13 protein-coding genes are annotated in these 16,646 nt (G+C 56.5%); 10 read left to right on the top strand and 3 right to left on the bottom strand.

Translation table 11 applies throughout. The features are described from left to right. Positions 1-16: 16 nt before the first annotated feature. The 3 genes from ACR0MP_RS11370 to ACR0MP_RS11360 all read right to left on the bottom strand — a co-directional run bounded on the left by ACR0MP_RS11370 (position 17) and on the right by ACR0MP_RS11360 (position 4,396). Positions 17-1,105 (bottom strand): 4-oxalomesaconate tautomerase, encoded by a 1,089-nt coding sequence (locus ACR0MP_RS11370; protein ID WP_480886836.1) that lies wholly within the window; start codon positions 1,103-1,105, stop codon positions 17-19. 92 nt (positions 1,106-1,197) lie between these two features. Then, positions 1,198-3,228: a tripartite tricarboxylate transporter permease gene (locus ACR0MP_RS11365; protein ID WP_170402503.1), complete on the bottom strand. Its 2,031-nt coding sequence runs from the start codon at positions 3,226-3,228 to the stop codon at positions 1,198-1,200. A gap of 79 nt (positions 3,229-3,307) precedes the next feature. Beyond that, a complete protein-coding gene (locus tag ACR0MP_RS11360; RefSeq protein WP_170402506.1) occupies positions 3,308-4,396 on the bottom strand; it encodes a type 2 periplasmic-binding domain-containing protein in 1,089 nt (362 codons plus the stop codon). 139 nt (positions 4,397-4,535) lie between these two features. Here ACR0MP_RS11360 and ACR0MP_RS11355 point away from each other — a divergent pair, with 139 nt between their 5' ends. The 10 genes from ACR0MP_RS11355 (at position 4,536) to ACR0MP_RS11310 (ending at position 16,216) form a co-directional block, all read left to right on the top strand. After that, positions 4,536-5,204, top strand: a complete 669-nt coding sequence (locus ACR0MP_RS11355; RefSeq protein ID WP_170736999.1) for a response regulator transcription factor — start codon at positions 4,536-4,538, stop codon at positions 5,202-5,204. Beyond that, a complete protein-coding gene (locus tag ACR0MP_RS11350) occupies positions 5,201-6,568 on the top strand; it encodes a sensor histidine kinase (protein WP_480886833.1) in 1,368 nt (455 codons plus the stop codon). The genes ACR0MP_RS11355 and ACR0MP_RS11350 overlap by 4 nt, the downstream gene beginning before the upstream one ends. 370 nt (positions 6,569-6,938) lie before the next feature. Further along, complete coding sequence (locus tag ACR0MP_RS11345) at positions 6,939-8,177, top strand: hydroxymethylglutaryl-CoA reductase (protein ID WP_480562557.1); 1,239 nt, start codon at positions 6,939-6,941, stop codon at positions 8,175-8,177. Then, on the top strand, positions 8,174-9,085 hold the full coding sequence (locus tag ACR0MP_RS11340) for a UbiA family prenyltransferase (protein ID WP_480886831.1): 912 nt from the start codon (positions 8,174-8,176) through the stop codon (positions 9,083-9,085). The genes ACR0MP_RS11345 and ACR0MP_RS11340 overlap by 4 nt, the downstream gene beginning before the upstream one ends. After that, on the top strand, positions 9,082-9,279 hold the full coding sequence (locus ACR0MP_RS11335) for a hypothetical protein (protein ID WP_480893758.1): 198 nt from the start codon (positions 9,082-9,084) through the stop codon (positions 9,277-9,279). Before ACR0MP_RS11340 ends, ACR0MP_RS11335 begins: the two co-directional genes overlap by 4 nt. Then, positions 9,263-11,539: a PEP/pyruvate-binding domain-containing protein gene (locus ACR0MP_RS11330; protein ID WP_480893756.1), complete on the top strand. Its 2,277-nt coding sequence runs from the start codon at positions 9,263-9,265 to the stop codon at positions 11,537-11,539. The genes ACR0MP_RS11335 and ACR0MP_RS11330 overlap by 17 nt, the downstream gene beginning before the upstream one ends. Beyond that, entirely contained in the window at positions 11,532-12,632 is a 1,101-nt protein-coding gene (locus ACR0MP_RS11325; RefSeq protein ID WP_170565315.1) for a DUF3419 family protein, read from the top strand. The genes ACR0MP_RS11330 and ACR0MP_RS11325 overlap by 8 nt, the downstream gene beginning before the upstream one ends. Then, positions 12,629-13,960, top strand: a complete 1,332-nt coding sequence (locus ACR0MP_RS11320) for a hypothetical protein (RefSeq protein ID WP_480886827.1) — start codon at positions 12,629-12,631, stop codon at positions 13,958-13,960. Before ACR0MP_RS11325 ends, ACR0MP_RS11320 begins: the two co-directional genes overlap by 4 nt. After that, a complete protein-coding gene (locus tag ACR0MP_RS11315) occupies positions 13,957-14,802 on the top strand; it encodes a hypothetical protein (RefSeq protein ID WP_480886825.1) in 846 nt (281 codons plus the stop codon). Before ACR0MP_RS11320 ends, ACR0MP_RS11315 begins: the two co-directional genes overlap by 4 nt. Then, positions 14,795-16,216, top strand: coding sequence for an AMP-binding protein (locus ACR0MP_RS11310; protein ID WP_480886824.1), 1,422 nt, complete (start codon positions 14,795-14,797; stop codon positions 16,214-16,216). The genes ACR0MP_RS11315 and ACR0MP_RS11310 overlap by 8 nt, the downstream gene beginning before the upstream one ends. Positions 16,217-16,646: the final 430 nt, after the last annotated feature.

The following is a 16,646-nucleotide window of genomic DNA, read 5'->3' as shown; positions in this document are numbered from 1 at the left end:
AACGGAGATCCCAGTTTCAACTGCCGCTCCACACAGATCCGGGTATGTAAACATGCCCATCTGCAAGCTTTCGCGCAGTCCGCACCAGACCAGCAGAGTTTACGTTGAAGTCCCCGTCATTCGAGAAGTCCACCAGCACATCAATCTTCCCAGAAGCGTGTTCCAGCACAACTTCAGCCGGGCTTGCCTTAGGTCGGTCCAACAACCCATCAGCGACGGTTCCGGGCGTCAAAGCACAAGACGCCATGCACTGCGCACCCGTAACGGCCATTGTCGGGTGAGTTTTCCATGGCATGAAATACCGAACTGCAAGGGTTCCGCCCTCTTTGGCTGGTGCCAACAGCCCGAATTTGGGGGTTACCGATTTCGATACATCCCCCATACCCATCAGTTCCCCGGCTTCGATCCGAACTGCCTCCATCTGGGCAAAGAAAGAGCGTTTGGCGTCCAGTTCTTCCGCGCTTTCATACCCAGTTAGTCCAAAATCGGTGGCGCGGGCCATAGCCATAGGCATCGCGACATCCATACAGGTCAGTTCGACCCCTTGCACCGTATCGCGCAGATTTCCGGTGGGCAGAAATGCACCCGTTGCCGAACCCACAACTCCCATAAAACTCAGTTGTACCGGTGCAGATTGCCCAGGAACTCCGGCAATCTCGGCATCGCCCTCATAGGCCAGTTCACCACCCGGGGTCTGCACTTTGGCAACCACTCGCGCACCCGTATTAACTGCGCGTATCCGGACCACGGTCTCATCGCCTTGAGGCTGAAACAAACCCATTTCAATTGCGGCCGGAGCGACGCCGGAAAGAATGTTTCCACAAGTTGGCTTGAAGTCGACCAGCTTTTCCTCAACCGAAACCTGCGCGAAGAAATAATCGATATCGGCCCATTCATCATCGCTGACAGATAACATGGCTACCTTGGTCGTCACAGCAGTACCGCCACCGATTCCGTCAATGTTAAACGCCTGCCCAGCCCCTAGGGCAGCGACCAGCACATCAGCCAACGTGTCCATATCCACGGGCAGGTCAGAGCGACGAAAATAGGGGCCCCGCGAAGTGCCGCCACGCATAAAAATATACGGGATTGCTGTCTGGGTCATCTCGAACCCCTCCTCTACAAACCGTCAAAAACTGTTGTGTTTTCAGCTTTGTCCGACCTGTCTGCTTCGCAGGCCGGACCTCAGTGGAGCATTCATTTCAGTGGCCATGGCAGGCTCACCATGTCTTGCAACAGTCCCGGTGGGAAATCCCGGTTCAGAGCGCCTGCCATGATGCACATGAAACCGATGCCGCAGGCTGTCAGGATCAGCGTCATCTGCCAGCTTGAACCGGCTCGAATGCGGAAGAAGGCAATCAGAAACCCGATCAGGGCTAGGATGAAACCAACAACCCACGTTGCCGCGATAAGACCTGCAAACCACGCCAACGTCGACCAAAGCCCATGCGGAGCGCTCGCATCTTCACCGGCAATTTCCTTATCGGCAAAGATTGCATCACCCTCGGGTCTCCGCATCATCTGGATCAGCAGGATCACGCAGCAGAACAAGGACACACTGCCGATCACCAACGGGATGATCTTGTCGGTCATGTTGTAGTCTGGGATCATGTTGGCGTTGATCAATGCCGCGATTAGGTAGGCCATGATCACCAGCAGGAAGATCAACGGCGCGCGCTTGCTGCCAGACTGGACTTCACCTTCGGCCATGATCATCTTAGCCTGCCGAATTCCTAAAATGACCGAAGCCACAGTGACCAAGATCAGAACAATCACGATCGGGCTGAAGACATACTCCATGCCCTCACCGAAGCTTTTGCGGAACCGGAATGAGGCAATCTGGAACGCCTGATTGGTAAACTTCTCAACCGGGTTCGACAGCACGAACCCAATAAGAAAGGCAGGGCGCGACCAATCGAACCGGCGCAGAAAGATCCCGATCAGGCCGATCACGAACAGCGCCAGAAGGTCTTCGAAGTTCTGACCGGACTGGAAGGCTGCAAAGCTGATCAGCATGAACAGGAAAGGTGCCAGATAGGTGAAGCGGATCGTTGTCAGCTTAGCGATGCCTCCGGAAGCCGCGATGCACAGGATGGTGCCCACGACGTTAGCAAGCGCCAAAAGCCAAACGATCGAATAGGTGATGTCGAGATTGTCCTTGAGCATGCTTGGACCGACCTCGATGTCGCCAGACCCCAACAGAGCCACTGCGCCGATGAAGATCGCCATCGAGCCCGAGCCGGGAATGCCGAACAGTAGCGTAGGCACCAGCCCGCCGCCTTCCTTGGCGTTGTTTGAGCTTTCCGGCCCGATGACGCCACGCACTTCGCCCTTGCCGAAGTTGCTTTTATCTTTGGTCGATTGAACCGAATGGCCGTAAGCGATCCAGTCGACGACCGAACCGCCTAGGCCGGGAATGACGCCAACGACCACCCCGATGATCGAGCAGCGAACAGACAGCCAGATATTCGCGGCCCAGTCTTTGACGCCGTCCAGCCAACCCGCCCCCAGCGAAGCCCCTTTGGCAATCGATCGATCCTGCCGCAGCAGCGAGACGATTTCGGGAACGGCAAAGATGCCCAATCCAACGATGACCAGCTTCAAACCATCTGTCAGATACGGAATGTCATAGGTTGCCATACGGAGCGAACCGCCAGCGTCCGCCTCACCAATTGTGCCAACCATCAACCCAAGCCCAGCAGCTGCGACGCCCTTTAAGGGGATGCGCCCAGCCAGAATGGCAACCATGGAAAGGCCGAGGATGGTGATCATCAGCATCTCTGGTAGACCAAACGCCAGAACGATGGGCCGCGCGACCAGAATGAACATTGTTAGGAAGGTTGCGCCGACCAAACCGCCAAACAGCGATGAAGCGAACGCGGCAGATAGTGCCCGCGCAGCCTCACCCTTCTTCGCCATTGGGAAGCCGTCCAGGACAGTTGCCTGAGAGGCGGAACTGCCGGGGATCCCCATAAGAACAGAAGCAAAGGTGTCAGAGGTCGGAACAACGGCGACCATCCCGATCATCAGCGCCAAACCAAGGATTGGGTCCATCCCGAACATGAAAGGCAGCAACAGGGACAAACCGGCAATACCGCCAAGTCCCGGGAAAACACCTACGGCCAGTCCCATAACGACACCGAGAACAAGATATCCCAGTACGATAGGTTGCAGGATCAAACCCCACGCATCATTGAGCGCAGGAAGAGCGGTGGCGAAAACCTCCATAGCGGCCGCCTTTCATATACTGTCTTGTGTTTGAAAAAGCGCGCACCCGACATTGGGGTGCGCGCTGTGGTGTGTGGGTTTAGTTCAGCTCGACACCGTAGGCTTCTTTGAGCCAGTTCAGAACGTAGCCTTTGGCATTGTCGTCGACGTTTGTCGCGGTTTGCAGCGCCGCCTTGGAACCGTCGCCCACAAATACCGGGTACTTACCGACGCGTTTGGACGAAATATCAGCAAAGTCGCCGCGCTCGGTCACAGCCTGAAACGCTGCGGTGTAGGCGTCGACCACTTCCTGTGGTGTATCACCAGGCAGAAAAGCCAACTTCTGAACCGGGAAACCCGCGACAAAGAACGCTTTCCAAGCGTCCCACGCCTCGCCACTGGTTTCACAACCATCCGTTGCCTCGCAAACCTCTTTGAAGGTTGGAATATCAGGGAAGGTCGGGTCGCGGACGATGTTTCCATCGGCATCCAGCGCCCCCCAGGTCATCATCGGCACAGCCTGACCGGCCTCAACCAGCGGGGCGGATCCACCCAAATAGCCGGATGAGGTCTGATAGTCGATGTTAGCTTCGCCACGTTCGAACATCAGACGACCATCGCCACGGCCTTTGATGCCGAAGACTGGCTCAACGTTCATACCCAGCATTTGCCATGCCAACAGCGGCACGAGATCCAGACGCGTTGCGCCCTGCGAGCCGTAGATGAAGTTCGTGTCTTTCAACGCATTTGCGGAGCCATCAAACTTGGCACCATCTTCTGCGTTCAGATAGGCGACACCACCCGTCCCGGACGCCATAACCGGGATCCAGTCGTTGTATTCATAACGCACGCGCGGATCGCTCAGCAGATAAGGGAATTGAGTTGAACCGGAAGTGCCGAACAACAAGGTTCCATCATCGTGGCTTTGTTCCTGGAACCAGTTTGCGCCTTTGGTCGAACCAGCACCTGGCATAAATTTCACGACCACGGTCGGTTGACCCGGAAGAGCTTCGGACAGAAGCGGCGCAAAGAAGTTGGCCCATTTCGCCGAACCACCCGTTTCCGAGAACGGGATGACCCATTCGATGGTCTTGCCAGAGAAATCAACCTCGGCAGCGGCAGGTGCAGCGATACCGGCGGCGGCGATCAGCCCCACGACGGCGCGACGGGTGAAGTTGGAAATGGTCATTGGTTCCTCCCTGTTGACCAGACAATCACGTCATCGCCCCCGGCGCTACCGTGATCGCAAATAGAACTGTGGGGTTGATTCCCCCTCCCATCTGGCAATCATGGAGCGCCAACCTTGCGCGAAACTTGCGGGAGACCCGATGCGGATCGTCATAGTCGAGGACAATGAGCCACTCGCCAATGCCATTGCTTATCGCCTTCGTGACCGAGGTCATGCGGCAGATATACTGACTGACGGAGATGCGGCCGACCTTTACCTTCAACAAGAAGGCGCGGATTTGATCGTTTTGGATATCAACCTACCCGGCCGGTCAGGGTTGGACATCCTGAGGTCGCTTCGCGAACGTGGTGACAGTGCGCCCGTGATCCTGCTAACAGCGCGCACCGAAACAAGCGACCGGGTGACCGGTTTGGATATGGGCGCAGATGACTATCTGGTCAAACCCTTCGAAATGGACGAGTTAGAAGCACGCGTCCGAGCACTTTCTCGGCGCAAAGAACTTGACTACGGAGCGCGGGAGAGCATCGGTAGCCTCGAATTCGACCGCGCATCGCGTCAGGTTAGTGTTCAGGGCGAAGTCATGGATATACCACGGCGGGAAATAGCGGTGCTTGAATGCCTGTTGGAGCGTCGGGGCAGAATTGTTCCTAAAAGCCAACTCACAGATTATGTCTATGGCGTTGGGGCCGATGTCGATGACTCAGCCGTTGAACCTCATGTGTCGCGGTTACGAAAACGCCTTCAGCCTCTCGGCATTAAGATCAAGACAGCGCGCGGTCTGGGGTACCTTCTTGAGGTGCAGAAGTGATCAGGCACGGCTCCCTCAGGCTACGACTCTTCATTCTTATCCTGACACCCTTGGTGTTGCTTGCGATCCTTCTTGGGCTTTGGCGCTTTATGATTGCCCAGGAAACGGCTCAGGAGCTGTTCGACGACAGCCTGCTATCTGCCGGTCTTGCAATTTCACGAGATGTCGCGATTTCAGGAGGTGACGCACTTTCGCCCACCACGCGCAGCTTGATCCGCGACGCGTCGGGCGGAGAGATCTTTTATCATGTTACGGGCCCGGGTGGCATCTACGTGACTGGCTATGCATACCCTCCGGCACCCGCGAACCCGTCTGCTCAAGAGGCGAACAGGCCGCAGTTTTTCGAAGCACTCTATCGCGACGAGCCGGTGCGAGTTCTTAAGCTGACAGAACGTGTGACCATAGAAAATTTGATAGGAGATGCGACGGTCACAGTTTGGCAACGTATGGCGGATCGCAACGCGTTTGCAAATGAGCTGTCAATCCGCGCAGGAATTCTCATGGGAATCCTACTTGCCACTCTGGCATTTGTGGTATGGTTCGGAGTTGCTCGCGGCCTGCGGCCCCTCCTGGATTTACAGGACGCAATCGACCTGCGCTCCCCAGATGACCTGAGTGAGATCAAACGCCCTGTACCGGTCGAAGTTCAAGGTGTCGTCAAAACCTTGAACCGACTCTTTGGACAGGTGGAAAAAAGTATCAATGCCCATCAGGTGTTCATATCCGAAGCCGCACATCAGCTACGGAACCCTGCGGCCGCCGTTCAGTCGATGGCCGAAGCGCTTCGAGATGCGAATACCGATGAAGACCGCGATAAACGCATCATCGAGCTTGTCGCAGCGGCAAAGAACTCAGCAACAGTCGCTGAACAACTGCTATCACTTGAACGGCTCAGGCAACCGACGCACCAAGATCAAATGGTTGAAATTGATTTCCGCTCGGTTGTCGAAGAAGCCTGCGCAGAAATGGGAGTTCACATTCTTGCAAAAGGCATCGAGTTTGATGTCACTATGCCCGAGACGGCGGTCATAGTATCAGGTGATCGGGTGTTTCTAACTGAAGCTCTAAAGAACCTGTTAGACAATGCTGTTAAGCACGGTGGCGCTAAACTGAGCCGCATTTCAGTCGTGCTGCGTTCTGACGGCGGAAACGTTGGGCTTACTGTCGCTGATGACGGCGCTGGCCTTTCGCCCGACCAAAGCGAAGCTGCATTTAGTCGGTTCTCCCAGTTGGAATATTCCGAAGGCAGTGGCCTGGGTTTGTCAATCGTCTCTGCGGTTGCCCAGCGCCACGAAGGATCAGTCTTAATCAACCAGGTCGAAAGAGGAGCGAGCGTTACGTTTGAGCTTCCGATAATCCTTTAAATTGTTTCGTTTTTGACAAATCCGGCCCCTATCAGGATTGAAATACATTATTTAAAATTGCTGCGAATGTAGGTTTTCCGCGTCCTTTTTGCTGCGACTGAGATGTTCACTAAACGTGCCGGCCCCGCGCGAGTTGGGGGCCCGCATTGGCGATGCGTGTCGTGCCAAGATCATCGTCCTCAGGCCTACCGGTAATTTCAACTGCGACAAATGCGAGACCCTTTGGGATCAAACACTTGATCGATGAACATTTGACTGGATTTCGATCAAACGACTGATAACTTGCCTCGCAGCGGTTTTTGGTTGCAACAGCGTTGCACAGAAAATCTATTGGAGCGCGCTATTGGTAATTCCGTTTCATGTCCGGGAAATGCTTCAACGCATAAAAGCACGATTTGATGCTGACCAGATACCTCAGCAGATGGCGCCAAGCGATGCAGAGTTTTCAACCTTACGCCCATCTCGCAAGCCGACCAAGGAGATGGTCGCACGATTCTGGGAAAAGTTGAAACCAACGGCCAGCGACAAGGATCAGGCACAAATTGCAGATTTGGCGGCTATCGAAGATGCCGAAACCTATGGCGCCAATATCGAGAATTTCATCGGGACGGTTAAGCTTCCAGTCGGGGTTATTGGCCCCTTACGCCTGAACGGAATGAACGCCAACGGCGACTTTCATGTCCCCCTCGCAACAACCGAGGCAGCGCTGGTCGCATCTTATGCCCGGGGCGCCTACGCCGCCACTCGGTCGGGCGGTATCAGTACCGCTGTTTTATACGAAGGCGTGCTGCGGACCCCGGCCTTTGTGTTCGATAGCCTGCTAAGAGCGGGGCAATTTGTGGATTGGGTGGTGACCAATGTTGACAGGCTCAAATCTGCGGCCGAAGCGACGACCCGTCATGGCAAGCTTGTATCGCTGGAGCCATTCATTGACACCAACGTCGTTTTCCTGATTTGCCGCTATACCACTGGTGATGCTGCAGGTCAGAACATGGTGACCATCGCCACCGACGCCCTTTGCCATGCAATCGCGGATAGCTGTCCTGTTGCGATTGAGAACTGGTATGTCGAAGGTAATTTCTCGGGCGACAAAAAGGCCTCGGCGCTGGGGTTGGTGACGGGGCGCGGGCGGAAAGTCAGCGCCTCGGTTACGCTTCCGGCTGAGATTGTCGAAAAGACACTGGGAACGACGGTCGAGGCGATGCTGGACTATGGCCGTGTCGCCAATCTGGGCGCACATTTGTCTGGCCAGTTTGGCGCACAGGCGCATTATGCCAACGGGCTGGCTGCGTTCTATATCGCAACCGGACAGGACGCGGCCTGCGTTGCCGAAAGTGCAATGGGCGTCACGCGTATGGAACCTAGGGGCGGCGATCTATTCTGCTCGGTCACGCTTCCGAATATCCTTGTCGGCTCGGTCGGCGGCGGAACCGGTTTGCCAAGCCAGGCAGCAGCGCTGAACATACTCGGTCTACGGGGCAGCGGGTGTGGCACGGCTTTAGCCGAAGTTGCTGCGGCCACGTGCTTATGCGGCGAAATCTCCATTGTCGCCGCGATTGCTGCCGGTCATTTCACCCGCGCCCATGAGAGTCTGGCCCGCCACAGATGAGCTTTCAGAACCGATTTTGGATTTACCAATCCGAGCGCTTTCCGCTTAAGAAAACCGTCCCCCTGCTGCTGGTGTTTTCCTCGGCCAGCATTTGTGTGTCTGCCCGTCTGGCAGACCGCCCTTTGCCCGAGTGGCCTGCCTTTGCCGCCGGTTTTGTGCTGGCCATGGCGCTGTTCTTCCAGATGCGGGTCTGTGACGAGTTCAAGGACGCCGAGGATGACCGACGTTACCGGCCCGACAGGCCGATCCCACGCGGATTGGTCTCACCAGGCGAAGTTTTGAGCTTGGGCTTACTGACCATTCCAATTGCACTTGCGGTTGCCCGGTTCTGGCACCCGTCGGTTTTGTGGCTGTTGGGCGCGGTTTGGATCTGGCTCGCTGCGATGACAATTGAATTCGGTGTCCCGGCCTGGCTGAAGGCCCGGCCGGTTCTGTACCTGCTCAGCCATATGGCAATCATGCCCTTGATCGATCTATTGCTGACTGGCCTCGAATGGCTGCCGGCAGGCGGCGCGGCACCCTCACTATGGCTGTTCCTGGCGTTGTCCTTTGTGAATGGCTGCGTCCTTGAGATCGGGCGGAAATTGTGGGCGCCCGAAAACGAGATTGAAGGGGTCGACACCTATTCCTCCCTATGGGGTCCGCGCCTAGCAGGACTTATCTGGATCGGCTGCGTTCTGTTATCCTACGCGCTTCTCGCCGGCACAGGAAACGCCACCGGAGTTGGCTGGCCAAGCGCCCTGATCGGCGCACTAGCGCTGGTTCCCTGCGGGGTTGCTGTATTCCACTACAGTCAGACACCCACTGAGAAAGCACAGAACAGGATGGACACTGTTTCCGGTCTGTGGGTATTTTTCTGTTATGCCACGGCTGGTTTCCTACCCTACCTGATCGGAGCCGTAGCATGACTTTCATCGTCGACCAAATGGATGCCAATGACATCTCTGTGGTTGGAGGCAAAGCGGCAGCCCTGTCGCATCTGACACAGCACGGGTTTTCCCCGCCCGCATTCTTTGTCATCACAAATGACGCGTTTCGTATGGGGCAATCGGGCCCGATCGCGCAAAAAAGGCCTGCGACTGGCTGTGTCCACCGCGCTTGAAACACTCGGGTCCGGGCCTTACGCGGTACGCAGTTCTGGCCAGTCCGAAGATGGCGTGGACCACAGCCATGCAGGACAGTTCGCAACGGTCCTGAATGTTCCCGGCAAGAGTGTGATCGCGGCGGCCAAGCAGGTTTGGCAATCCGGTTTCTCATCAACGGTCGAAACCTACCGCGCGGTCAAATCCGGTGGCGAGGCCGAGGCCCCCGCAATCATCGTGCAACGCATGATCGATGCCAAAGCGGCCGGTGTCGCCTTTTCCGCCGATCCGGTCAGTGGCCGGCGCGATGTGGTCGTGATCTCAGCGATTGACGGGCTTGCAGAGCAGCTTGTGTCGGGGGAAGCGGACGGAGAAGACTGGGTCATCGATGCAGATGGCGTACCGGAAAGCGCTCCTGACGCCCCTGCACATTTGACCGTCTCGGAGGCGCGATCCATCGCAGCCCTCGCCCGAAAGGCCGAGGTGCTATTCGTTTCTCCTCAGGACATCGAATGGGCCATTGATGCGCAAGGGCTGCATATTCTGCAGGCCCGCCCGATCACCACGGCCCTGCGCCCTGCCCCGCTCGAAGATCAGACGCTTACCATTTTCGACAATTCCAATATCGTCGAAAGCTATCCGGGCATCGTCAGTCCGCTGACTTATTCGTTTGCCCTGCACGTGTATTCTCAGGTATATCGAGCTTTCGTTAGGCTGCTGGGCGTGTCCCGGCACACGGTCGCGCTGAACCCCACTGTGTTTGACAATTTACTGGGGCGGGTGGACGGGCGCGCCTATTACAATCTGATCAACTGGTATCGCGCGCTGGCACTGTTGCCCGGGTTTTCACTGAACCGCGACTATATGGAAACGATGATGGGCGTTTCTGAACCGATGCCGCGTGAGGTCACGGATGCTCTTGCCCCACCCCCCACCACCGGCTGGCGCAAAGTCGTGGAGTACGCGAAACTGGCCAAGGTTGCGGGCGGCCTGATCTGGCAGGCCATCCGCCTACCGCAGACCCGGCGTGATTTTTACCGCAGGCTGAACGACATATTACAGACGGGGCTGAACGTGGATGCCTCTAACGCGACCCAACTGGCCGCGGAATACCGGCGCATTGAAAGCACTCTGCTGGATCGGTGGGATGCCCCGCTGATCAACGATTTCTTGTGCATGATTGCCTTTGGCGGCTCGCGCAACCTGCTGCAAAAGTGGCTGGGCGAGGCCGGGTTGAGCCTGCACAACGACCTCATGATCGGGCAAGGTGATATCGTTTCGGCGGAACCCGCGCAACGCATCGCCCGGATGGGAGAGTTGGTTCGGCAGGCAGGGCTTGCCGCTCCTTTGAAGGCCAATGCACATCTGTCGGTTTTGTCAGAACACCGGCAAATCGAAGCCGAGGTTGATGCGTATCTTGAGAAGTTCGGCGACCGGTGTACGGAAGAGCTCAAGCTGGAAAGCGTTCCGTTACGCGATGACCCGAGCAGTCTGTTGCTGGCCATTGCAGCCAGCGCTGAACGTCCACCTTCCGGGCGTCAGGACGGCGATGAACCGGACTGGAAGGCTCTGTTTCCGTCAAACCCACTCAAACGGCACTTCGCCAAATGGATTTTAGGCTGGACCAAGGCGCGGGTGCGCGACCGTGAAAACCTGCGCTTTGAACGCACGCGCATATTTGGTTATGCGCGGCGCGTGTTTCTGGGCATCGGCCGCGAATTCGCTGCCCGTGACCTGCTTTCATCGCCAAAGGATGTATTCTTCCTGACAACACATGAAGTTCTCGGAGCAGTCGAAGGTTATAGCCTGTCACCTGATCTGAAAGGCATCGTTGCGCAGCGCAAACTGGAAGTCGAAGCCTCGTCCCGACGCCCAGATCCGCCGGAACGCATCGAAATCCGTGGCCCCGCCATCGCCCCGGTTTGGTCCGAGAACGCAGAAGCGGAGGCGGACACTGCACGGATGAAGCACGGCACAGGTTGTTCTGCAGGTCAGATCAAGGCGCGCGCGCGCGTGATCCGCGACCCGCGCACCGAGGCCTTAAACCCCGGAGATATACTCGTGGCGCGCCACACCGATCCGGGCTGGATCGCCGTATTCTCGAACGCATCCGCCATCGTCGTCGAACGGGGGTCTCTGTTGTCACATTCTGCGATTGTCGCACGCGAACTGGGTATCCCCTGCGTGGTTGGCTTGAAAGGCGCAACCAACTGGATCGAAGATGGTGAGATGATCCGGGTCGACGGGGCAAGCGGCGCGGTGGAGCGGTGCGATGGATAGCAGTGAGATTGAGAAAAAGGCGGATTTCGACCATATCCGCTATGCCCAACTGTGGGAAGACGCGGATGTTCTCACCTCCGCCCTGGGCGATTGTGCGGGCAAGACATTGGTCTCCATCTGCTCTGCCGGGGATAATGCGCTGGCAATGCTGACACTCGATCCCGCGCGCATTGTCGTTCTGGATCTTTCACCGGCCCAGATCGCCTGCCTTAAGCTCAGGATCGCGGCCTATAAAGTGCTGACCCATCCCGAATTCATTGAACTCACCGGCTCGCGGCGAAGTACCCGACGGGGCGCATTGCTGAACCAGGTTTTGGAAGCCACAGATGCCGAAACGCGCGCTTTCTGGCGGACTCTGATCACGGATGTCGAAAAACACGGCATCGGTGGCGTCGGCAAGTTCGAGCGCTATTTTCGCATCTTTCGAACTTGGCTACTGCCTCTTGTGCATTCACGCCGAACCATCGACGCAGTGTTTGTTCCCCGCTCGCCCGAAGAGCGACTGACATTCTTCGACACGCGGTTCAACACGGTGCGATGGCGTCTTTTGCTGAACATCTTCTTCTCTCGCCTCGTCATGGGTCGCATGGGCCGGGACAGTGCGTTTTTCGACCATGTAGAGGGTAGCCCGGCCCAACATGTCTCCCGCCGCATCCGTCATGCGGGAGTCACCACCGATCCCTCGCAAAATCCCTATCTGCACTGGATTCTCAAAGGCGATCATGGCGACGCGCTGCCAATGGCGTGGCGTCCCGAGCATTATGAGACAATCCGATCCCGGTTGGATCGTTTCGACATCCGCCTTGGATCGCTTGAGGCTTTTGTGTCGACCGACGAAAAAGCCAAAGGATTCAACCTGTCCGACATCTTCGAGTACATGTCGCCCGAGACCTTCCATCAGGTTTACGGGTCGATCCTGACCGCTGCGGAGCCAAATGCCCGACTAGTCTATTGGAACATGATGGCACCCCGGAGGGTTCCGCCGGAATTCAGAAACAAGGTTGAAACCCTGACCGACATCGAAACACAGCAGAAGGCCCGCGACATGGCATTCTTCTATTCGGATTTCGTCGTCGAAGAGTTTCAACCGTGACTGTTATTGGGCAGATTCTGCTGGCGGCGGGGTCGGTGCTGGCTCTGGTCGGCGTAATGATGGTCATACGCAATCTGGCCAATACAGCGGGCCTGAAACCCGAAGTGCAGCGCAAGCTTATGCATGTCAGCACCGGCCTCTTTGCGTTGCTGCTGCCCTGGTTGTTTCCCGATCGCTGGCCGGTTTACATGCTGATTGCGGCCACAATCCTGGTGATGCTGGTGCTGCGCCTGCCTCGTTTTTCGTCGGGTCTGGGTGCAACTTTGCATGGTGTGGATCGTACGTCCTACGGCGACTTTCTGCTCGCCCTGTCAGTTGGGCTATGCTTTCTGCTAGCCGGGGAAAACACGCTGTTCTACATCCTGCCAATCGCCGTTCTAACACTGGCGGATGCAGCCGCTGCGCTTGCCGGGACTACGTATGGAACCAAACGCTACGTGGTAGAAGATGGCGACAAGAGCTTAGAAGGGTCCGTGGTGTTTTTTGTCGTAACGCTATTGGTTGCGATCATCTGCTTCTTGTTCTTATCGAAACTCCCGCCATCTAACATCATGATGTTGTGCCTTATGGTTGCGGCTTTTGGCACATTGGTCGAAGCACAAAGCTGGCGCGGGTTTGACAACCTTTTCCTGCCGCTTGGCTTGTTGATTTTCCTAAACGGCCACTATTTCAGCTCTTTGGCAGAGCTCGCCCTGTTGGCCGCCATGTTCTTTGCCGCCCTTGCCAGTTTTGGCGTGGTGGGAACCAAACTGGGCCTGACCAAACATGCGACCCGTGTGTATGTTGTCGCGGTTTTTTTGCTGCTGGCCGCCGCAAAATTGCAGAACACAGTACTGCCGATCATGGTTCTTGCCGCACATGGCTGGGCGCGTACCGCTTCTCCTTGTGACAGTAAGTACCCCGATCTGGATATCATAGCCGCCTTGGGGCTTTTGGGATTTGGTTGGCTTGCGGTGGGAAATGCAACGGGATGGGATGCAGTTTCCTTTTTTGGGCTCAGTGCGATGGGGTTAGCTATGGGGCTCACTGCTATGGCGCTGCGTCCCATTCCTGTTGTTATACCACTTGCTGCCGCTGTCCTTTATTTCATTCGAACTTGGGCTGTTTCCCAGAATTCTGAACAGTCGAACTGGGCTGAACCGCTGACGGTGCTGGCCCTGTTCTTATTAGCTTGTTCAGCCGCAGCGCCGTTGCTCCGACCACATTGGTTCGAAAAAGATAGGGTGCTCAGGCTGACGCTGTTGGCCCTCGCGCCGCCGTTGCTTTACTACGTTTGGATCGTTGCTGGATCGCTAAGTGCTGGGTTCTTTGCCGGAGTTTTTTCATGACCAAAGAGTTCATCAGAACGGCGGATGCAAAGCTGACCGTTTATCTGAACGGTCCGATCTGGGACGGCGCGCGCGCCGCGACCTTCGGCGATTTTTCCTGCAAAACGCCTGAAGCCGGTGCCGAAATCCTGTGCAAAGGGATCGAGAGGGTGAAAGACGCCGGCCGCAACCGCATCATCGGGCCGATGTCAGGCGACACCTGGCACAGTTACCGGTTCGTCTCGGATAGCGACGGGTCCGCTCCGTTCCTGATGGAGCCTACCAACAAACTTCATGAGCCCAGGGTTTTCCAGTCGGCGGGATTTACAGAGATCAGCCGGTATTTTTCGGCCCGGGTGTCGTTGCGGACCGCCGCTGGATCAGCACCGCCAGTAACCGATGGTTTTGTCGTGGAAGAATGGGATGGAACAGACCCCGAGGCCCTGTTTCGTCAGGTCTTCAAACTTTCAACCCGTGCGTTCTCAAACAACGCGTTCTACAAGCCGATTGCCGAGGCAGATTTTCTGGCCATGTATATGCCAGTTGTGCCGATGATGAAGCCCGACCTGATCCTTTTTGCGCGCCGCCATGACGGGAACTTGGCCGGGTTTCTGTTTGGCATTCCCAATTATGCCGAAGGCCCCAATCCGGCATCCGCAATCCTCAAGACCTATGCAAGTCTCGAACCGGGCGCCGGACGGCATCTGGCTCACCGGTTTCACAAGGCGGCGTTCAGGATGGGGTACGAAACCGCCATTCATGCGCTGATCCATGATGACAACACCTCCGCCGAGCGCAGTGCAGCGGAAGGCGCGACAATATTCCGGCGCTATACTTTGCTTGGACGGAAGCTGAATGGCTGACCTGCTGTCCCAATTCGCCGCGGCGGTTAAACGGGTTCCTGACCGGACAGCCATAGTGGACGGCAATGGCCGCGAGATCACCTTTCAAACCCTGCACACGCGCGTTCAGCACTTGGCAGGTCGGTGGCAGGACAAGGGTATCCAGTCAGGTGATCGCGTGTTGTTGGCCATGCCTGTCAACGCGGACCTATATGCGAGTCTGGCTGCGCTTTGGACCCTTGGCGCAACCGTTGTCTTACCAGAGCCAGCCTTAGGGCTGGCCGGTCTGCGCCACGCCGCCCGAACAACGAAGCCAAAAGCGTTCTGTGCAGCGGGTGCGTATTCTTTGCTGAAGTTTCTGGTTCCGGATCTCTGGGCCCTGCCCCTGCTGACGCCTGGTAAAAGCCGTAGCAACCCGGTGGCGCAAAAGGTACAACCGGACGATATCGCCCTTATTTCCTTTACCTCTGGTACAACTGGCCAGCCCAAAGCCATTCCGCGCTCGCACGCGTTTTTGATGGCGCAGTACGATGCCATCGCACCCCTCCTCGACAGCCGCAAGGCCGAGCGCGATCTGGTGGCCTTTCCGGTGTTCACCCTGATCAATCTGGCGGCCGGGCGCACAAGTGTTCTACCCAACTGGAGGTTCAGCAAGCCGGACCGCCTGTCGACTGTGCAGTTGGAAAGCTGGCTCCAAACGCAACAGATCACCCGGGCCCTCATCCCACCATCGCTATGTGAAAAACTGGTTCAATCCGACGATACCGGTCCGTTGCACACGGTGTTTACCGGCGGCGGTCCGGTGTTTCCGAGTCTTGTCGAGGCGTTGAGAACCCGGCACAGCCTGTCAGTTGTGTGCGTCTATGGGTCGACCGAGGCTGAACCGATTGCCCATCTTGACGCCGCGGATATCACGGTGAAGGATCACCGCGACATGGCTGTTGGAAGGGGTCTTCTTGTGGGATACCCGGTGCCCGAAATCACGCTCCGCATCCGCGACAATGAAATTCAGGTCGCCGGCGCACATGTGAATGACGGGTATTTGAACCCGACCCACTCAAAGAACAACAAAATCAAGGAAGGTGACGTCATTTGGCACCGGACCGGTGACGCTGGCGCGCTGGATGATGACGGGCGTTTATGGTTATGGGGGCGCGTCGGGTCCGAAATTGAAGTCTTTTCAGGTACGCTCTTCCCCTTTGCTATCGAAGTCGCGGCACAGCGATGGCCAGGTGTAGATCGATGCGCGCTCGTCAATACCAAAGCAGGCCCCACACTTTGCGTCCAAGGTTCCGCGGATCACATCGACGATTGGACTAAATCTGCGCTTGGTTTTGACGTTCCAAATGTGATTTCGATTAAGCACATTCCTATGGACAAGCGTCATGCCTCCAAAGTCGATCGTACGAAACTTACACGCATAATAGAAACCTGACGCAATATGGCTCGTAGGCCACTGAGCCTGCCCAACTCATCGCTCCCGTCGCTGTGCGCGTTAACAGAGGACTGAGTGTAGCGACGAAGTCATTGTTTTAGAATTTCCAATCAAAACCTGCACACCTTGGTAAGGGGAAATCTGCAATTGCCAGTTACATCTGGCCGCATGAAACATATAATCGCAGATACACTGTTAGGGTGCGCCCCGGCGAACGGTTGATACCCATGTCATTGCACAAAGATGTTCGGCTTGACGCGTCATCCAAATCCGTCCCAAACCTCAAGCGTTTCTAACCCAGAACTACTAGCCGGCTTTCTTCTATGCTGCTGCAAGAATCTCAATTAAGCTCACGCACACAATCACGACTAATAACTGCGCGCTCGCGAACTTTGCTGCTCTGCATTTTAAATTGAATAAGCTGTTGTAA

The sequence above is a fragment of the Ruegeria sp. K3 genome, assembly GCF_056531845.1.
Note: the sequence above shows the minus strand (reverse complement) of the source record. Positions and strands in the feature narration are given on the sequence as shown.

Excerpts from the sequence above, each read along its gene's own strand:
- ACR0MP_RS11370 (WP_480886836.1), bottom strand. The coding sequence starts at position 1,105 with ATGACCCAGACAGCAATCCCGTATATTTTTATGCGTGGCGGCACTTCG.
- ACR0MP_RS11365 (WP_170402503.1), bottom strand. The coding sequence starts at position 3,228 with ATGGAGGTTTTCGCCACCGCTCTTCCTGCGCTCAATGATGCGTGGGGT.
- ACR0MP_RS11360 (WP_170402506.1), bottom strand. The coding sequence starts at position 4,396 with ATGACCATTTCCAACTTCACCCGTCGCGCCGTCGTGGGGCTGATCGCC.
- ACR0MP_RS11355 (WP_170736999.1), top strand. The coding sequence starts at position 4,536 with ATGCGGATCGTCATAGTCGAGGACAATGAGCCACTCGCCAATGCCATT.
- ACR0MP_RS11345 (WP_480562557.1), top strand. The coding sequence starts at position 6,939 with ATGCTTCAACGCATAAAAGCACGATTTGATGCTGACCAGATACCTCAG.
- ACR0MP_RS11340 (WP_480886831.1), top strand. The coding sequence starts at position 8,174 with ATGAGCTTTCAGAACCGATTTTGGATTTACCAATCCGAGCGCTTTCCG.
- ACR0MP_RS11335 (WP_480893758.1), top strand. The coding sequence starts at position 9,082 with ATGACTTTCATCGTCGACCAAATGGATGCCAATGACATCTCTGTGGTT.
- ACR0MP_RS11325 (WP_170565315.1), top strand. The coding sequence starts at position 11,532 with ATGGATAGCAGTGAGATTGAGAAAAAGGCGGATTTCGACCATATCCGC.
- ACR0MP_RS11315 (WP_480886825.1), top strand. The coding sequence starts at position 13,957 with ATGACCAAAGAGTTCATCAGAACGGCGGATGCAAAGCTGACCGTTTAT.
- ACR0MP_RS11310 (WP_480886824.1), top strand. The coding sequence starts at position 14,795 with ATGGCTGACCTGCTGTCCCAATTCGCCGCGGCGGTTAAACGGGTTCCT.